Genomic DNA, 15,972 nt, shown 5'->3' with positions numbered 1-15,972 from the left:
CGCATGTCACTTGTAAAAAACGCGTTGTTTGTTGCTGCGCTTCTGTTTGCTTTACCCCATTCCGCTTTTGCAGCGTTACCTGCGGTCATCAGCCACAGTTTAGCTGATGGCGGACAAACTTGGTCGTTACCCGTCCAAACCTTGCTGTTTTTAACGTTATTAGGCTTTATCCCCGCACTACTGTTAATGATGACCAGTTTTACACGCATCATTATCGTGCTGGGCTTGCTACGAAATGCGTTAGGGACACCATCTGCCCCACCTAACCAAGTGCTGCTTGGCTTAGCGCTGTTTCTGACTTTTTTCGTGATGTCCCCTGTTGCAGACCAAGTCTATCGTGAAGCTTATCAGCCTTTTAGCGAAGATAAAATCAGCCTTGAGACAGCTCTGGAAAAAGGCACGGCACCGTTACGTACATTTATGCTAGGGCAAACGCGCGAATCTGACCTTGCGTTATTTGCACGTATCGCCAAGGTGGGAGATATCCAAGAAGCCAAAGATGTACCGCTGCGTATTTTAGTCCCTGCGTTTATTACCAGTGAACTAAAAACCGCCTTTCAAATAGGCTTTACGATTTTCATTCCGTTTTTGATCATCGACTTAGTGGTCGCCAGCGTCTTGATGGCATTGGGGATGATGATGGTTCCCCCAGCAACAGTTTCATTGCCATTTAAGCTGATGTTATTTGTTCTCGTCGATGGCTGGCAATTATTGCTTGGCTCATTATCGCAAAGCTTTTTTAATTAGGAACAATTATGACACCTGAATCCGTAATGGCGATGGGAACAGAAGCGATGAAAATCGCACTAATGCTAGCAGCGCCGTTATTACTTGCCGCCCTCGCAGCAGGTTTGATTATCAGCCTGTTACAAGCTGCCACCCAAGTTAATGAGATGACGTTATCTTTTATTCCCAAAATTTTATCCGTGATTTCGGTGATCATTATTGCTGGCCCGTGGATGCTCAATCTACTGATTGACTACATGCGCACTTTGCTTAGTAATTTACCCTTCATCATTGGCTAACGATGCTAACCATTACCAGCGAAACCCTGACCCTCTGGCTTAGCCAAGGTTTTTACCCATTTATACGCCTCTTAGCGCTGCTGGGTACAGCGCCTTTTTTCAATGAAAAACAAGCCATTACCAAGGTTCGTGTCGCCCTTGCCTTTTTTGTTGTCTTGATTGTTTCGCCGCAACTTCCCGTCGTAAATATTCCGTTATTTTCGGCAATGGGCTTGTGGGTGATAGTGCAACAAATGGTGATTGGCATCGCAATGGGCTTAACCATGCAGATGGCGTTTGCGGCAGTTCGTCATGCAGGGGAAGTGATTGGTTTGCAAATGGGGTTGTCGTTCGCCACCTTTTTTGACCCAACTGGCGGCCCAAACATGCCAATTTTAGGGCGTATTTTCAATGTAATTACCATTTTATTGTTTCTCGCTTTCGATGGGCACTTGTGGCTTATTTATATTGTGGTCAATTCATTTGAGCTTATCCCAATTCAAACCGCACCATTAAATCGCGACGGTTTTTGGGTATTCGCTCAATTCGCCAACACCATATTTATTAATGGGTTAATGTTAGCCTTACCGTTTATTACCTTATTTTTAATTCTTAACCTTGCGCTGGGTATTTTAAACCGTATGACTCCACAACTGTCGGTATTTGTGGTCGGCTTCCCACTGACACTGACCATTGGCATCAGTATGTTAGGGTTGATTATTTCAATTCTCCCCCGCTACACCGAACGGCTTATCCACCAAGCATTTGAGCAGCTCTCGCTGATGTTTAATTTGTTTGTTTGAGTGTCGATACTCGGTCAATCAGCATTAGTTCATTATCAGTACCACTTTGTGAATCTGATAATTAATGTAACCCAAGAAAAATTGATGATAATTTCCATATAATTCCCCTCATTAAAGTAGTTAAAACCCGTCTCTTTTTTCAGGTTTACTACTATGTTCGAAACTGCCTACATGGCAGTGATAAATACCCGTATCTTGTTTCATTTCTAAGCTATCGAGTGATAGTAGCAAGATATATCTCGCGTTAAACGCATCACTAACCTAATAAAGAAGTTCGCTTAAATAAATATCAATTATAAATAGATGGATTTAATTATTGTTCAGCGAACAATGATGGATAAATTGAAGTGTGAACAACGGCCTTCTAAGCCGTAGCACTAGGCTGCCTATGCGGCAGTGAACCTATTTAAGTGACAAAGAAATAGCTCTGTTTTTTTCTAAGCTGCCTATACGGCAGTGAACACCGTCTGGTAATTTAATCTCATAGACGAAACTTTCTAAGCTGCCTATACGGCAGTGAACTTAATAGAATCAGATCCATTGTTAGCTGATATTTTCTAAGCTGCCTATACGGCAGTGAACTATAAAATATCATAAGTAAAGTGAATCACAACAACCTGTTACCGATAAAAATAAGAAAATACCTTCTTTTTACACTCAGTTTATAACATATTGTTTTAAGAGACTTTTTTAAAGAACAAAAAACAAAGGGTAAATTTAAGATAGCACAACTTCGTTGAAGCATTCTTCGTTGGATCCCAAAAATCACCAAAAACAAAAAAACCGCGCTCCAATAACGGCAAAGCGCGGTTGAGTAGAACTCAAGTATTAGATGATTAACGACTACCAAATAAAGACATGCTGTTTAAATCTTTGAAAATACTTTGTGAGGCTTCAAACATCGCTTTTTCTTTATAGTAATCCGTGGTGGTGCCTGTCCAGTTAGTCTCAAGCAACTCACTTTTACGAGCAGCATTTTGAATTGAACGCGTATCTGCTAAAAAATCCAACTTATCAATTTCTTGTAGTTGTAAGCCTTGTTTTGCTTCAATATTGGAAATTTGGTCTAGTGCCGCTTTAATGCCACGGTTGGCTTCATCCATCCCTTCTTGCGCACGGTCTAAATCCGCTTGAGGTGCATCTTGCTGTGGAATTTTTAACGCGTCAATACCTGCATTTAATGCTTTGAAAACATTCACAACATTACTACTGTCTGTATCAAATACCTGAGCACCTGTGAAATAAGTGGTCATTTCACGGTCGCTGGAGACATTCTGCATTACCGCTTTATCACCACCGTGATAGAGCACATCCCCATCGGCGTTAATTTCAAAAGGCGGTTTATCCGATTTAAAACCTGCAAAAATATAGCGCCCATTGCCGTCTGTGGAATTCCCCAATGCCACCAGTTGTTCTTTCAAACCTGTTAACTGCTCCGCTAATGTATTGCGGTCTTTATCACTCAAAGCACCTTGGTTAGAAGCTTGAATAATCGTGGTATCAATCTGTGTGGTGACATCCGTCATTTGAGTCAAAATGCTCATTTGTAATGTCATACCCGTTTTCGCAAATCCACGGCTGGTCACGTATTGCTGATTGCGAGTTTCAGATTGGTTAATTCGTACCGCTTGAGATGATGCTTGTGGATCATCCGACGGTTTGCTAACTCGCTTACCTGATGCTAATTGGCTACCTGCTTCCATCCAACGCGCTTGGGAATTATTCATATCTTGTAGGCGTTGGTGATAAATCATATTTGTGCTTAAACGCATCGCTAAATCCTTATTATATCGCTAAAACTTAGAATGCACGCATCAGCGCATTAAACAAATCATCCACGGTTTTCAACACTTGCGCATTGGCATTGAAAAATTGTTGGATCTTTTGCATTTGAATACTTTCTTCGTTCATATTCACGCCAGAGATAGCTTGCTCTTGTGCATAGAAACTCTCTGTCATTTTATTTTGCGTTTCAGAGTCAATTTGCGCTTGTTTGGTTTTGCTTCCGACATCATTGACTAACGTCGCGTAGAAATCAGAAAACGTTGAGCCGCCATCAATCAGTTTTTGGTCTTGTAACTTCACCAATTCTTTGATGTTTTCGTTATCACCAGGGCCGCTGTCTTTGCTGCCCGCGGCGGCAAATTTTGTTGCATCGCTGATCAACGTTTGCATGCCATTAATCACGCCACTGACAGGCTTCGCAAGGAATGAATCCCCTTTTTGCGCGCTGCTGTTGCTGATATTAATTTCAATACCCTCAAATTTCAGTGTCGTCGCGGTTGAATCATCATCTAAAGCAACTTTGGTGCCTTCAGGCAAGCGCGTAACACTCCACCCATCATCACCAAAGCGAATGTCATAGTTGCTACCAGTAACTTTGGAAACATCACTGTATTTTAAGTCGAAATCAGCCTTGCCTGTGTTGTGAGTATTGCTCACCACATTGCCTTTACCGATTTCAAAGAAGTTCTCACCCGTTTTACCACTGGCATCATAGCCTTTACTGTGGACTTCGTTGAATTTGGTAGCAAAAACTAGCGCAAGCTTATTGAGTTTTTGATACGCGGGGTCGATAACATCTTGACGTGAACGCAAGATACCGCTGAGCTCTCCACCACGGAAAGATTCATCAGGAATTTCACGGGCTTGGCCATTTGCGCCAACAAAACCAATGCTAAAGCGGCTATCATCTTTTGATGATGGCACAGCTTCTAAACGGTTTGCTTTTTCCCCCGTAACTAATGGCAAGCCATTCGCAAACGTGACGTTATAGTTGCCATTTTGCTCAATCACTTTGACGCCAATTAACGAATTTACTTCGTTAACTAAACGATCTCGCACATCAAGCAAGTCATTAGGTTCCGAGCCACTGACAGAACGCACACGGGAAATTTGCTGGTTTAAACCTGCAATTTTCTCAGCGTAGATGTTAATGTCTTTCACCTTGTTTTCGATTTGGCGATTAACATCACGCTCCATTTCTTGTAAGCGTCTGTCTGCTTCTTTAAATTGGCTCACCAACGCATTAGAGTTACCAAGAAAAACATCAATTAATGTTTTATCACTGGCATCACTAGTTGCCGCATCTAATGACGTGAAGAAGCTGCCAATATTGCTGGAGATATCTTCGATATCATTGGTTAGCAAATCATCGACTTTATTACAGTTTTTAACGTACGCTTCGTAGTCACCACTGCGCGCACGCGCTTGGCTGTACTGTGCATTGATAAATTCATCAAACTCACGGCGAACATGGCTGAAATACGTGCCGTTACCAAAATAGCCACTCGGTGTCATCGTACCGGGATTCTCCCCGAAAACAGCACTTTGGCGGTGATAATATCCCACACCAGCGTTGGCTAAGTTGTTAGAAATCACACTTAGCCCGCCTTGTGCAGCATTCACACCACTGAGCGCATTATTCATTACATTGTTCAGCATAAGCTTTCCTGTTCTGGGTGCGTATCGCGTTCATTGGCTGACACAATGTCGGCGATAGCAACTCAAATTATTTAGAGCATATTTAGTTATCGGAAAATCGACGTAATTATTTAGCCCTAACACGTATAAATTCTGTATTTTAGAAAATATCATTTAAGTCGATGGTATAAGCCTGTACAGCACGTGATGCTGAAGTATTTGCCGCAGGCTGGTTGCCTCGTATTTGATTAATTAAGGTGATTAATTTATCGGAATAACCTGGGTCTGTGGCGTAACCTGCTTGATGTAAACGACGTGCCGCAATTTCAGGCGTTGGTGCTTTTTTGACGTCTTTATAGCGTGGGTTATCCGTCAATAAACTGATGTAATCCGCAATGGCCTCTTCATATGAACCATAAACACGAAAATCATCGCGCATTTTGATCGTTTGGCCGTTAATCACTTCCGTCGTCATGATATTAGTGACAGGGCCCTGCCAACTTTTCCCTGCTTTAATACCAAATAAGTTATGGCTGGTTTTCCCATCCATTTTTAATATTTCCCTTTGCCCCCAACCGCTTTCCAGCGCTGCTTGTGCTAATACCAGCAAATGGGAAATACCACTGTCTTTACTGGCGGCTTTCGCAGGTTCAATCAAACGGCTAATAAAGTTGCTACTGTTAAGGGATAACGCTTTGATTTTTTTCAAAGGTGCAGAAAGCGCATCCCCCATCGGGGCAAAATGGCGCATCATCTGTTCCATATTAAATGGCGGTAAGGATTGCACCGTTTTTTCATCAAATGGCAATAAACTGTTGGAATTTGGGACGCTTGACGTGTGTTGATCACGCGTCAGTTGCTGGTACATCATCTCCCCAAAACCTAACCCTTTTTGGGAGAGGTCTTGGGCAATTTGCTGGTCATACATACTGGTCAACATACGGGTTTGGTCATTGGAAAATAGGCCATCCTGTGGGAGTGCGTCACGCATGCTTTTTAGCATCATTTGGACAAATGTTGCTTCCAATTGCTGCGTGACTTGGCGCAGCCCTTGCTCCGTGTTTTTATTCAATTCGTCCTTTAACTGACTTAGCGACTGTAAATCGAACGCCGCACCTTGCAATAGCTGCATATCGCCCATTAGATAATCTCCAATTTCGCACGTAAACAGCCTGCACTTTCCATCGCTTGCAAAATCGACATTAAGTCGTTTGGTGTTGCCCCTAATGTATTCAGTGCTTGAATCACTTGGTTGAGCTGCACGCTGGCATTGACTTTTTGCAACGCGCCACCGCGGTCTTGTACGCCGACACTGGTGTTACGTGTTACCACAGTTTGTCCGCCCGCAAACGGTGTATCTGGCTGGCTAACTTGAGTTTGTCTTTCCACGGTGACAGCCAAACTGCCGTGAGCTACCGCGCAGCTTTCCAGTGTTACACTGCGATTGATCACTACTGAGCCCGTCCGTGAATTTAAGATCACTTTGGCCTCTGCCATTGGCGTGCGAACATTCAGCTCTTGTACCCGAGCGAGGAACTGCACTTGGTCGCGGTTGTTTGCAGGCACTAATAATTGCACTGTACGAGAATCCAATGCGCTAGCCGTTCCCATCCCGCCCATACGATTGACCGCGTCTGCGATATCTTGCGCTAATGTGAAGCTGTCTTCGTTTAATTGCAGGTTAATAGCACCACTTTGCCCAAAACTGCTTGGCAGCTCGCGTTCAATAGTCGCCCCGCCAGTAATGCGCCCACCGTTAAGTTGGTTAACTTTGATGCTACTACCGCCACCACTTGCCCCTGCGCCACCCACGAGGATATTACCCTGTGCCATGGCATAAATTTGTCCATCCACGCCTTTTAATGGCGTCATTAAGAGTGTGCCACCACGTAAACTTTTCGCGTTCCCCATAGAAGACACCACGATATCCACCGATTGCCCTGTACGTGCAAAAGGCGGCAGTTTCGCCGTGACCATCACCGCTGCCACATTTTTAAGCTGCATATTCGTGCCAGGTGGCACCGTGATCCCCATCTGAGATAACATGTTATTTAAGCTTTGCGTGGTAAACGGCGTTTGCATGGTTTGGTCACCCGTGCCATCCAAACCCACCACTAAACCGTAGCCAATCAACGCGTTATCGCGCACCCCCTGAACGGTGGTTAAATCTTTAATACGCTCACTGTGCGCCGAAAAGGTAAAAAAGCAAAACAGTGATAGCAAAATTAATACGTTGTTTTTCATTGAATTCTCTCGGCCGTTACTCGCTAATGTTTAATTAATAAGGCGAAACATTTAAGAAAAAGCGTTGTAGCCAGCCCATATTTTGCGATTCGTTGATATAACCATCGCCAACATATTCGATGCGAGCGTCCGCCACTTGTGTGGAGCTCACATGGTTATCTGAGCCAATAGTTCGTGGGTTAACCACTCCCGAAAAACGAATAGATTCAGTGCCTTGGTTAATTGCGATGCGTTTTTCACCCACTACATGTAAATTGCCATTCGCCAGTAACTGGTCGACGGTCACCGTAATGGTTCCCTTAAAGGTGTTATTCGCATTTGCACCACCTTTACCGCTAAAGTCACTGTTTCCTTTGATATCCAGTTCGGTGTTGTTGCCACCGATCCACCCTTGCATAAAGCCAGGTAATATCGCGGCAAGGAACCCCGTTTTACCGCTGCGATTCGCATTGGCAGAGGAATTTTTGCTGGCGCTGACATTTTCTTGCAAATTAATGGTTAGAATATCGCCAACATTACGCGGTCGCCTATCTTCAAAAAGCGGCTGATAACCGTAATAAGCAGGCTGGGCACTTTGAAATATCGAACCGTTTGGGGAAGGTGCTGTAGGGGCAGAAGGAATAGCCGTCGTTTGTGTATCCACTAACGGACGAGATGGAATGTGAGCACAACCGCTGGTGGCTAAAACCAAAACGGCAAGTAACCATACCTGTTTAGGTGCAGTCAAACGCATCTGCAACGCTGTTTTTTGCTGTTGGGAAATAAGGCCGCTTTCAATCATTATGCTACTCTTTTGCTGCTGTGTACGTTGTTCATCCCAAAGAGATGTCTTTCATAGGGCTCACAGGAACCCCATGAGCGCCTATACAAAACCAATTACAGTTGCGTTAAACGCTGAAGCATTTGGTCTGATGCAGAAACCGCCTTACTGTTAATCTCGTAAGCACGCTGAGTTTGGATCATATTGACCAACTCTTCGGCGACATTCACGTTAGAGGTTTCTAGCATGTTTTGATAAAGCAGACCGGCACCGTTGGTTCCCGGCGCGCTTTCATTCGGCGCACCTGAGCTCGCAGTTTCCATATAGAGGTTTTCCCCCATACTTTCCAACCCTGCATCGTTAATGAAGGTTGTCAGCGTAATTTGCCCGATTTGCTGAGGTTGACTATCGCCATAAACGGTGACAGATACCGTACCATCACGCCCAATCGTTAAACTGTTGGCATTATCTGGGATGGTGATCGCAGGAACGATTTGATAGCCGCTGGAGGTGACTAACTGGCCATCTTGGTTAGGCTGTAATGCCCCATCACGAGTATAAGCGTCTGTGCCGTCAGGCATTTGTACATGTAAAAAACCTTGGCCTTTAATGGCGATATCCGTTGTGGTGCCCGTTTTATTCAATGCACCTTGACCATGAATACGCATAGTCGCAACGGGGCGTGCCCCTGTCCCCAGTTGTAGCCCTGATGGCAAAGAGGTTTGTTCAGAGCTCATCGCCCCTGGCTGACGAATATTTTGGTACATTAAATCTTCAAAAACCGCGCGTTGGCGTTTGAAACCATTGGTGCTAACGTTCGCCAAGTTATTGGAAATCACGTCTAAGTTAGTTTGTTGAGCATCAAGCCCAGTTTTTGCAATCCATAATGAACGGATCATAATTATTCCTTACTGAATTTAGCTGACGGCAAGCAATTGGTTGGCGCGTTGGGCATTTTCATCCGCACTGCGAACCACCTTCATTTGCATTTCAAAATGCCTTGCATTGGCTATCATCGACACCATCGCTTCGGCGGCATTGACGTTACTTCCCTCAATCACACCAGACGTCACAACCGCACGGTCACTCAGTGGCAATACATTGCCATTCGCGGCTTGCCCCTGAGGGGATAAATGGAATAGCCCATCTTCCCCGCGAATTAAGTCTTGCGGCTGCGCTTCAACCACTTTCAAACGGCCGATTTGCCCCAACATAGTTGGCGGATCCGTCGCCAGCAATGCGGTGATGGTGCCATCCATGCCAATAGTGATTTCTGCATTTTGCGGGACGTTAATTGGCCCGCCATCGCCTTGCAGACGGCGTTCACCAATCACTAACTCACCTTCGCCCGAAATTTGGATATTCCCATTTCGGGTATACGCTTCTGTGCCATCGGCTAATTCAACCGCCAAAAAATGCTTATCGTTTAACGCAACATCTGTTGGCTTACCTGTGTAGTTCAGCGGCCCTTGGCTCATATCCGCGCCAGGGGTTGAAGAAACCACCAAGGTTCTTGTTTGCGCGCTATCCCCATTCACGGGCACTGCGCGCATGGCAGAGAGCTGCGCTTTAAACCCTGCGGTAGACACATTAGCAATGTTGTTGGAAACCACCGCTTGGTTCTCAAGCGCATGACGCGCTCCCCCCATTGCGGTATAAATGACGTGATCCATGGCCACCCTCTAGGCTTATCGTAAGTTAACCAAAGTTTGTAACATTTGGTCTTGCGTCTTGATGGTTTGCGCGTTTGATTGGTAATTGCGCTGCATCACAATCATGCTGATAAGCTCTTGGCTCATATCCACGTTGGAAGATTCCAATGCACCGCTGGTTAATTTACCGAACTGCCCTACACCAGGTACGCCATCCATCGGGTTGCCCGATGCGTTTGAAGATGCCCATACGTTGCCACCTTGGGAAACGAGACCATTCGGGTTCGCAAACGCAGAAAGCGCCACTTGCCCAACCACGCGTTTTTGTTGGTTTGAGTAGTTCGCAACGATTAAGCCGTTATCTTCAATTTTGAAGCTGGTGTATTCACCCGCGGGGAAACCATCAACATCAATGGCACTGACGGAGGACTCGCTCACTTTTTGTTGGCGGGTTTTCGATAAATCAACGTTTAAAACGCCGTCATCCGCACCGTTTAAGCCGTTATAGTTGAAAGGAAATGTCGCTTTATCCGCATCTTTTAGCTTGCCGTTACCATCAAACTCTAATTTGCCAAGTTCTTTTGCAGACTTATCACTTGCATCTTTTGCGTAAGCTGTCCATTCGTTGTCCGCATTTTTAACAAAGTACACGGAGATTTCATGGGTATTACCTTGGCTGTCATACGCCGTCATTGTGGTGCTGAAGTTATAGGTTGATGAATCATCAGGCTTATCAACATCAAAGGCTTTATCTTTGATTTTGTCTTCTGAGTTCAAGTTAATGGTTAACTTGGCAAGTTCAGATTTTTTCGCATCCATCATGTCCGTTGGGATGTTTAATCCTTCAGGCACGCCACCGCTTTGAATGGTGACATTGCCTTTTTCATCGACACTGGCTGGGTAACCTGTCACCACCATGCCTTGGTTATTGACTAAATTACCGCTTTTATCACGCAAAAATTGGCCATCACGGCTGTAGTAAGTATCACCATTTTTATCTTGAACGCGAAAAAAGCCACTACCTGAAATCGCCACGTCAGTTGGTCTATCTGTACGTGTAATTGGGCCGTCTTTAAAGTTTTGCGTAACTGCAGCAACGTTAACACCAAGGCCAACACCCGAACCTGCGAACATATCCGCAAATGATGTCGTTGCACCTTTAAAGCCGTTAGTTGCGGAGTTGGCAATATTATTACCAATTGAATCGAGCCCCGCTGACGCTGCATTTAAGCCACTGACTGCTTGTGAAAAAGACATATTTTCTCCATGAGTATTGGGGGTAAAAATTAAGAAGAAGGGTAAACTTTGAAAATGCTACTAAGAGGCACACTTTGCCCGATGCCAACATCTAATAATGGCGCGTCAGATCCTGGTGTGACACCATTGACGCGGGTATAGCCCAGTTTCGTGACCTCAACTTCAGCCCCGTTTCTGATAGCTCTCACATCAAAGTAATATTTCCCTTTCGTATCGGTGACTAAATTGCCGTTGTTGTCCAAACCATCCCATGCCATGTCATAAATGTCGGGCTTAACTTCAGAGTCATAGGTGATGGTTCGCACAACCATTTTGTTTTTGTCGCGAATAGTGATTTCAACGCTATCGGCCAATTTCGGTAAAAAGAAACCAAATGGCGATGAAATAAATTCAGATTTTGGCTCTTCGCCGTCCTCTTCAGAGGTGTTTTGATTGCTCAACGCTGCGGTAGATGGGCTGTTTGGACTAATTCCTTCATCGGGTAACGGGTTCGATGGTTTCGTCACCGTGCTATTTTCGCCTGAACTCTCTTTTTTAAGCGGAGCTAAAACAATTTCATTACGCGGAATAAGTACGCCTTTGCCCACCAGAGCGGTAGCTTGTAGTGATTGCCCTGAGCCGATTTGTTGGGAAATACCACTCACGTTATCGCTGAGTTTATTCATACTTTCCAGCGTGGCAATTTGTGCCAATTGGCTGGTTAAATCGGTATTTTCCATCGGGTTCGTTGGGTCTTGGTTTTGCATTTGCGTCACAATCATTTTCAAAAAAGTGTCACGCATATCATCACTTTGACTTTTCTTAGGCACATTACTTGCCGCAGGTTCTGGCCCTGCGGTAGTGTTGTCCAAAGAATCGTACATCGTGGCTGCAATCCCCATGTCATACCTCCGTTACTGGCCAATAGTCAGTGTTTTTTGCAGCAAGGTTTTTGCTGTATTCATCACTTCTAAGTTGGCTTGGTAGCTACGAGAGGCCGAAATGGTGTTGATCATTTCCCCCACCATATCTACGTTAGGCATTTGCACATACCCTTTCTCATCCGCTAAAGGGTGACCAGGTTTGTATTCCATACGTGGTGGTGCTGGGTCTTCAATCAGTTCACTGACTTTTACGCCACCCACTTCGTGGCGGCCTTGTGGTGCCATCTGGAAAACCACTTGTTTAGCGCGATACGGCTGCCCATCAGGCCCCGCAATACTTTCTGCGTTAGCCATGTTGCTTGCACTGACGTTTAAGCGCTGAGACTGGGCAGTTAATGCAGAAGCTGAAATGTCAAAAATACTCAGTAAGGCCATAATGATTACCCTTGCTGTAAAACAGCCAACATGCTTTTAACGCGGCTATTAATAAATGTAAGATCAGCCTGATATTTCAGGGTGTTATCGGCGAATTGACTGCGTTCAATATCCATATCGACGGTATTACCATCCATTGAGGTTTGGTAAGGGACGCGGTATTTCAAATCCATATTTGGTGCCTTAATACCTCGGCCTTCAATATGACCTTTGGCTGTCACCGCCAGTGCAACCCCCTTGCCATTCACAGCGCCTTTATCCATCGCTTGTTGGAGTTGACGATTAAAATCAATATCCCGCGCCTGATAACCCGGTGTGTCCGCATTAGCAATATTGGAAGCCAAAACAGTTTGCCTAGCTTCACGTATTGACAACGCCTGCTGCTGGAAGGCAAACGTGGCATTTAACTTATCAATCATGATGATCCTTAATGGATGTATAGCGATGTTGACTACGAACGCTCGTTATATTCGCCCCCTCAATTAGGCAAAACCCATCAAGAGAGTACGAAAGTTAAAATTCGACGTGCATATCTTAGCGGTCTACGAAAAAATCTAATGGCGGGATAAAGGCAAAATAATTGACCTATTTGGCTCATTCATTATGAAAGAGGTGGGTAAACTGCAAGCGTGAAAAAGTGTGTTGATAAAGGAGCGAGTAACCCGATGGCTAATCTTAAGAAATTGACCTATTGCATAATAATCAGTGGATTAAGCTTAACTCCAACGCTATCTCAAGCCTCTCTTCCACAAGATATCAATCACTATTTTCGTCAAGTGCATGGCAAAAACAACCACGTTTCCATTGAGATAAAAACACCGATTGAAAAATGGCCAAACTGTGATAAACCGCAGATCAGCCCGCCTATTGGTGGACGCAACATGGGAAATGTGTCGATACCTGTGCAATGTGGGAAGAAAAAACAGTTTTTGCAGCTCACAGTTAATGTGACGGGACAATATTATGTTGCAACTCGTAATTTAAGCCGCGGTGAAACGATTGAATTTGTTGATATCGGAACCAAAAAAGGCCTGCTACACAAATTACCAACTGGAGCCAGTACGGACAAAATGGCGCTGCGGGGCGCAATTGTGCTACGCACAATTACTGCAGGACAAACATTCACCAAATCAATGGTTAGGCAACCTTGGGCGATTAAAGCTGGGCAAACCGTATTTGTATTTGCCAATGGGGATAATTTTTCGGTGAAATATGAGGGACGCGCGATTAATAATGCCACCGCTGGGCAAAATATTCGTGTAAGATTGCTCAATGGTCAAGTGGTCAATGGGTTAGCACAAGAGAATGGCAGTGTTAATATTGCGTTAAAATAAATGCCATCCAGACTGAAGTCCTTTGAAATATGACGAATCTATCTTTGACATAAAATTGCTCAAAATGAATGTTTACCTTAAGGTAAAATGAACGTTTATTCTAAATAGTTCAAATCGCATCAAGGCAACAAGTGAATGCGTCGCTAGGAGCTTACATAAGTAAGTGACTAGTGCGAATGAGCGCAGTTAACACAGAGGCGACTTGAAATATGACGAATCTATCTTTGACATAAAATTGCTCAAAATGAATGTTTACCTTAAGGTAAAATGAACGTTTATTCTAAATAGTTCAAGTCGCATCAAGGCAACAAGTGAATGCGTCGCTAGGAGCTTACATAAGTAAGTGACTAGTGCGAATAAGCGCAGTTAACACAGAGGCGACTTGAAATATGACGAATCTATCTTTGACATAAAATTGCTCAAAATGAATGTTTACCTTAAGGTAAAATGAACGTTTATTCTAAATAGTTCAAGTCGCATCAAGGCAACAAGTGAATGAGTCGCTAGGAGCTTACATAAGTAAGTGACTAGTGCGAATGAGCGCAGTTAACACAGAGGCGACTTGAAATATGACGAATAAAAGCAACATTTTGTAACACTATACAGACTAAAGATCCCCAAAAATACGCCGATAACTGACATATGATAAAAATCGGGAATAGGAAAATACATTATGGCTATTGAGCAAACCCCTGCAATTTCTGCGCTGACTCAAGTAACAAACCGTGATCCGCAAGATGCGGCGGCCCCGATGCGCGATAAAAAAGTTGCTGCTGATGTCACTGTCAAAGAAAGTACTTTTGCACCTAGCGAATTACAAAAAAAATTATTGCAACCGCAAGCCTCTGATATCAACCTCGCAAAAGTTGAAAGAATTAAACAAGCTATTAAAGATGGCACCCTAACGATGGATGCGGAAAAAATTGCAGATGGTATTTTACGCGATGCCCACGAATGCATGTTATCAATGAAATAAATAACCGTTATGACTGATGAATTACTGATATTGCTAGAGCAGCAACTTTCCCATTTACAATCACTGCAAATCGTGATGAAGAATGAAGAAATCTTATTAGGTTATCACCGTGTGCCGCCATCACCCTTCCAAGAAACGACTGAGCAAAAACGCTTTCTTGTCGCGGCTATCGGCCACGGTGAAACCCATCGCTTACAGCTTGAGGCACAGGCTGAAATCACCGCTCCCTACGAAAGCGATGCGGCCTTGGCTGGTCTATGGGAAGCGATTAAAGTGTTAACGACTGATCTTAAAGAGCTAAATTATCGTAACCATCAAATGCTGCAATTACACATTGAGCTCAATACCCAGCGCCTGAACTTTGTCAAAAAACACAATAACCAATCTACCTATGGTGCTGATGGCTTAGAATCAAAACGCCCTGTTTTAGGTAAGAAAATTTCGATTTAGCTTGCAGAGCAGTTTATTTAAAATGCATTAATTAAATAATAAACATTCTCTCATCTATCATTGTGAGAAGCCTCAATGGCGCGCCATTAGGCTTAATCTCCCCCTCTTTCCCACTTAGACACACTCTCTTTCGTCATGTTTAAGATAAGTGCAAGGGAAGATTGTGAGATATTATTTTGCTCACGAATGCGCTTAATATCTTCCCCTGTCATTGGTGTAAGATGGGCAAATTGCAGTAACTCATTAATTTTATTATTCATAATTAACCTCCACTAACAAGTTAGCTTTTAGCATTTTCATTATTTTTTCATCATCTAATTACAAAAGTACCTTCGCGATATCTTTATAAGATTCAAGTGTATCGTCCTCAATTTCTTTGGTTCCTTTTGCATTTAAACGAGATTTCAGCCAAGCATATACAAAAATAAGTGCCGCTCCTGCTTATAAAAATAAGCTTTCTGACGCCTCCGCTTTTTCCTTTTCCTTGTAGTGGTAAACGCTTTTTAATAACGCCACTACCAAGATGGGCTTCATATTGGCCTGCAAACACATCCATTACCGTATTAATCAATTCAAAATCACTAATATTTATCTTTTTTGATACTATGATTAAACATCTTCGTTTTATAGATAGCTATCCATAGCCCCCATAATTTAACTATAGTAAAAATTACTACAGCTCAGTTAAAATAAAAGTAAATCCGAATTCAGGTTAGATTCCCGTATGGGGTATACAAAAAAAAGAGCGGCTTGATAAGAATCTCCCCGCTC

At 43.7% G+C, this 15,972-nt stretch carries 19 protein-coding genes; 6 read left to right on the top strand and 13 right to left on the bottom strand.

From position 1 onward, the window contains the following. The first annotated feature begins 3 nt into the window (after positions 1 to 3). The 3 genes from fliP to fliR are packed head-to-tail and all read left to right on the top strand — an operon-like array spanning position 4 to position 1,807. Positions 4 to 747 (top strand): flagellar type III secretion system pore protein FliP, encoded by a 744-nt coding sequence (gene fliP / locus M1F05_RS07170; protein ID WP_206083864.1) that lies wholly within the window; start codon positions 4 to 6, stop codon positions 745 to 747. A gap of 8 nt (positions 748 to 755) precedes the next feature. Next, complete coding sequence (gene fliQ, locus M1F05_RS07165) at positions 756 to 1,025, top strand: flagellar biosynthesis protein FliQ (protein ID WP_206083863.1); 270 nt, start codon at positions 756 to 758, stop codon at positions 1,023 to 1,025. Between the two features lie 2 nt (positions 1,026 to 1,027). Continuing rightward, on the top strand, positions 1,028 to 1,807 hold the full coding sequence (gene fliR, locus M1F05_RS07160; RefSeq protein ID WP_206083862.1) for a flagellar biosynthetic protein FliR: 780 nt from the start codon (positions 1,028 to 1,030) through the stop codon (positions 1,805 to 1,807). Positions 1,808 to 2,643: 836 nt separating this feature from the next. Here fliR and flgL read toward each other — a convergent pair. The 11 genes from flgL to flgB form a co-directional block, all read right to left on the bottom strand. Beyond that, the gene (gene flgL / locus M1F05_RS07155; RefSeq protein WP_206083855.1) at positions 2,644 to 3,579 is read right to left on the bottom strand and encodes a flagellar hook-associated protein FlgL; all 936 of its coding nucleotides are present in this window, start codon (positions 3,577 to 3,579) and stop codon (positions 2,644 to 2,646) included. 28 nt (positions 3,580 to 3,607) lie between these two features. After that, on the bottom strand, positions 3,608 to 5,251 hold the full coding sequence (gene flgK, locus M1F05_RS07150; protein WP_206083854.1) for a flagellar hook-associated protein FlgK: 1,644 nt from the start codon (positions 5,249 to 5,251) through the stop codon (positions 3,608 to 3,610). Between the two features lie 139 nt (positions 5,252 to 5,390). Further along, entirely contained in the window at positions 5,391 to 6,371 is a 981-nt protein-coding gene (flgJ, locus tag M1F05_RS07145; RefSeq protein ID WP_206083853.1) for a flagellar assembly peptidoglycan hydrolase FlgJ, read from the bottom strand. Next, positions 6,371 to 7,474, bottom strand: a complete 1,104-nt coding sequence (locus tag M1F05_RS07140) for a flagellar basal body P-ring protein FlgI (RefSeq protein ID WP_206083852.1) — start codon at positions 7,472 to 7,474, stop codon at positions 6,371 to 6,373. The genes flgJ and M1F05_RS07140 overlap by 1 nt, the downstream gene beginning before the upstream one ends. 34 nt (positions 7,475 to 7,508) lie before the next feature. Continuing rightward, on the bottom strand, positions 7,509 to 8,207 hold the full coding sequence (locus M1F05_RS07135) for a flagellar basal body L-ring protein FlgH (RefSeq protein ID WP_241016843.1): 699 nt from the start codon (positions 8,205 to 8,207) through the stop codon (positions 7,509 to 7,511). Between the two features lie 143 nt (positions 8,208 to 8,350). Beyond that, positions 8,351 to 9,133, bottom strand: a complete 783-nt coding sequence (gene flgG / locus M1F05_RS07130) for a flagellar basal-body rod protein FlgG (RefSeq protein WP_206083850.1) — start codon at positions 9,131 to 9,133, stop codon at positions 8,351 to 8,353. Between the two features lie 18 nt (positions 9,134 to 9,151). After that, positions 9,152 to 9,907, bottom strand: coding sequence for a flagellar basal body rod protein FlgF (locus M1F05_RS07125; RefSeq protein ID WP_206083849.1), 756 nt, complete (start codon positions 9,905 to 9,907; stop codon positions 9,152 to 9,154). Positions 9,908 to 9,922: 15 nt separating this feature from the next. Further along, entirely contained in the window at positions 9,923 to 11,143 is a 1,221-nt protein-coding gene (gene flgE, locus M1F05_RS07120; RefSeq protein WP_206083848.1) for a flagellar hook protein FlgE, read from the bottom strand. Between the two features lie 29 nt (positions 11,144 to 11,172). Further along, positions 11,173 to 12,024 (bottom strand): flagellar hook assembly protein FlgD, encoded by an 852-nt coding sequence (locus M1F05_RS07115; RefSeq protein ID WP_206083847.1) that lies wholly within the window; start codon positions 12,022 to 12,024, stop codon positions 11,173 to 11,175. Between the two features lie 12 nt (positions 12,025 to 12,036). After that, complete coding sequence (flgC, locus tag M1F05_RS07110) at positions 12,037 to 12,441, bottom strand: flagellar basal body rod protein FlgC (protein ID WP_047755990.1); 405 nt, start codon at positions 12,439 to 12,441, stop codon at positions 12,037 to 12,039. Positions 12,442 to 12,446: 5 nt separating this feature from the next. Beyond that, on the bottom strand, positions 12,447 to 12,860 hold the full coding sequence (flgB, locus tag M1F05_RS07105; protein ID WP_206083846.1) for a flagellar basal body rod protein FlgB: 414 nt from the start codon (positions 12,858 to 12,860) through the stop codon (positions 12,447 to 12,449). A 246-nt stretch (positions 12,861 to 13,106) separates the two neighbouring features. On the opposite strand from flgB, the gene flgA reads away from it, so the two are divergent. The 3 genes from flgA (at position 13,107) to M1F05_RS07090 (ending at position 15,201) form a co-directional block, all read left to right on the top strand. Next, complete coding sequence (flgA, locus tag M1F05_RS07100) at positions 13,107 to 13,775, top strand: flagellar basal body P-ring formation chaperone FlgA (RefSeq protein WP_206083845.1); 669 nt, start codon at positions 13,107 to 13,109, stop codon at positions 13,773 to 13,775. A 673-nt stretch (positions 13,776 to 14,448) separates the two neighbouring features. Continuing rightward, a complete protein-coding gene (gene flgM, locus M1F05_RS07095) occupies positions 14,449 to 14,751 on the top strand; it encodes a flagellar biosynthesis anti-sigma factor FlgM (RefSeq protein ID WP_206083844.1) in 303 nt (100 codons plus the stop codon). A 9-nt stretch (positions 14,752 to 14,760) separates the two neighbouring features. Beyond that, positions 14,761 to 15,201 carry a flagella synthesis protein FlgN gene (locus M1F05_RS07090; RefSeq protein WP_206083843.1) on the top strand — a complete coding sequence of 147 codons (441 nt, stop codon included), beginning with the start codon at positions 14,761 to 14,763 and terminating at the stop codon, positions 15,199 to 15,201. A 92-nt stretch (positions 15,202 to 15,293) separates the two neighbouring features. On the opposite strand, the gene M1F05_RS07085 is transcribed toward M1F05_RS07090, so the two are convergent. Beyond that, positions 15,294 to 15,461, bottom strand: coding sequence for a helix-turn-helix domain-containing protein (locus M1F05_RS07085; RefSeq protein ID WP_241016826.1), 168 nt, complete (start codon positions 15,459 to 15,461; stop codon positions 15,294 to 15,296). 107 nt (positions 15,462 to 15,568) lie between these two features. Then, complete coding sequence (locus tag M1F05_RS07080; protein ID WP_412990643.1) at positions 15,569 to 15,772, bottom strand: type II toxin-antitoxin system RelE/ParE family toxin; 204 nt, start codon at positions 15,770 to 15,772, stop codon at positions 15,569 to 15,571. Between the last annotated feature and the right edge of the window lie 200 nt (positions 15,773 to 15,972).

The sequence above is a fragment of the Providencia sp. PROV252 genome, from assembly GCF_033676005.1.
Taxonomy (GTDB): domain Bacteria; phylum Pseudomonadota; class Gammaproteobacteria; order Enterobacterales; family Enterobacteriaceae; genus Providencia; species Providencia vermicola.
Note: the sequence above shows the minus strand (reverse complement) of the source record. Positions and strands in the feature narration are given on the sequence as shown.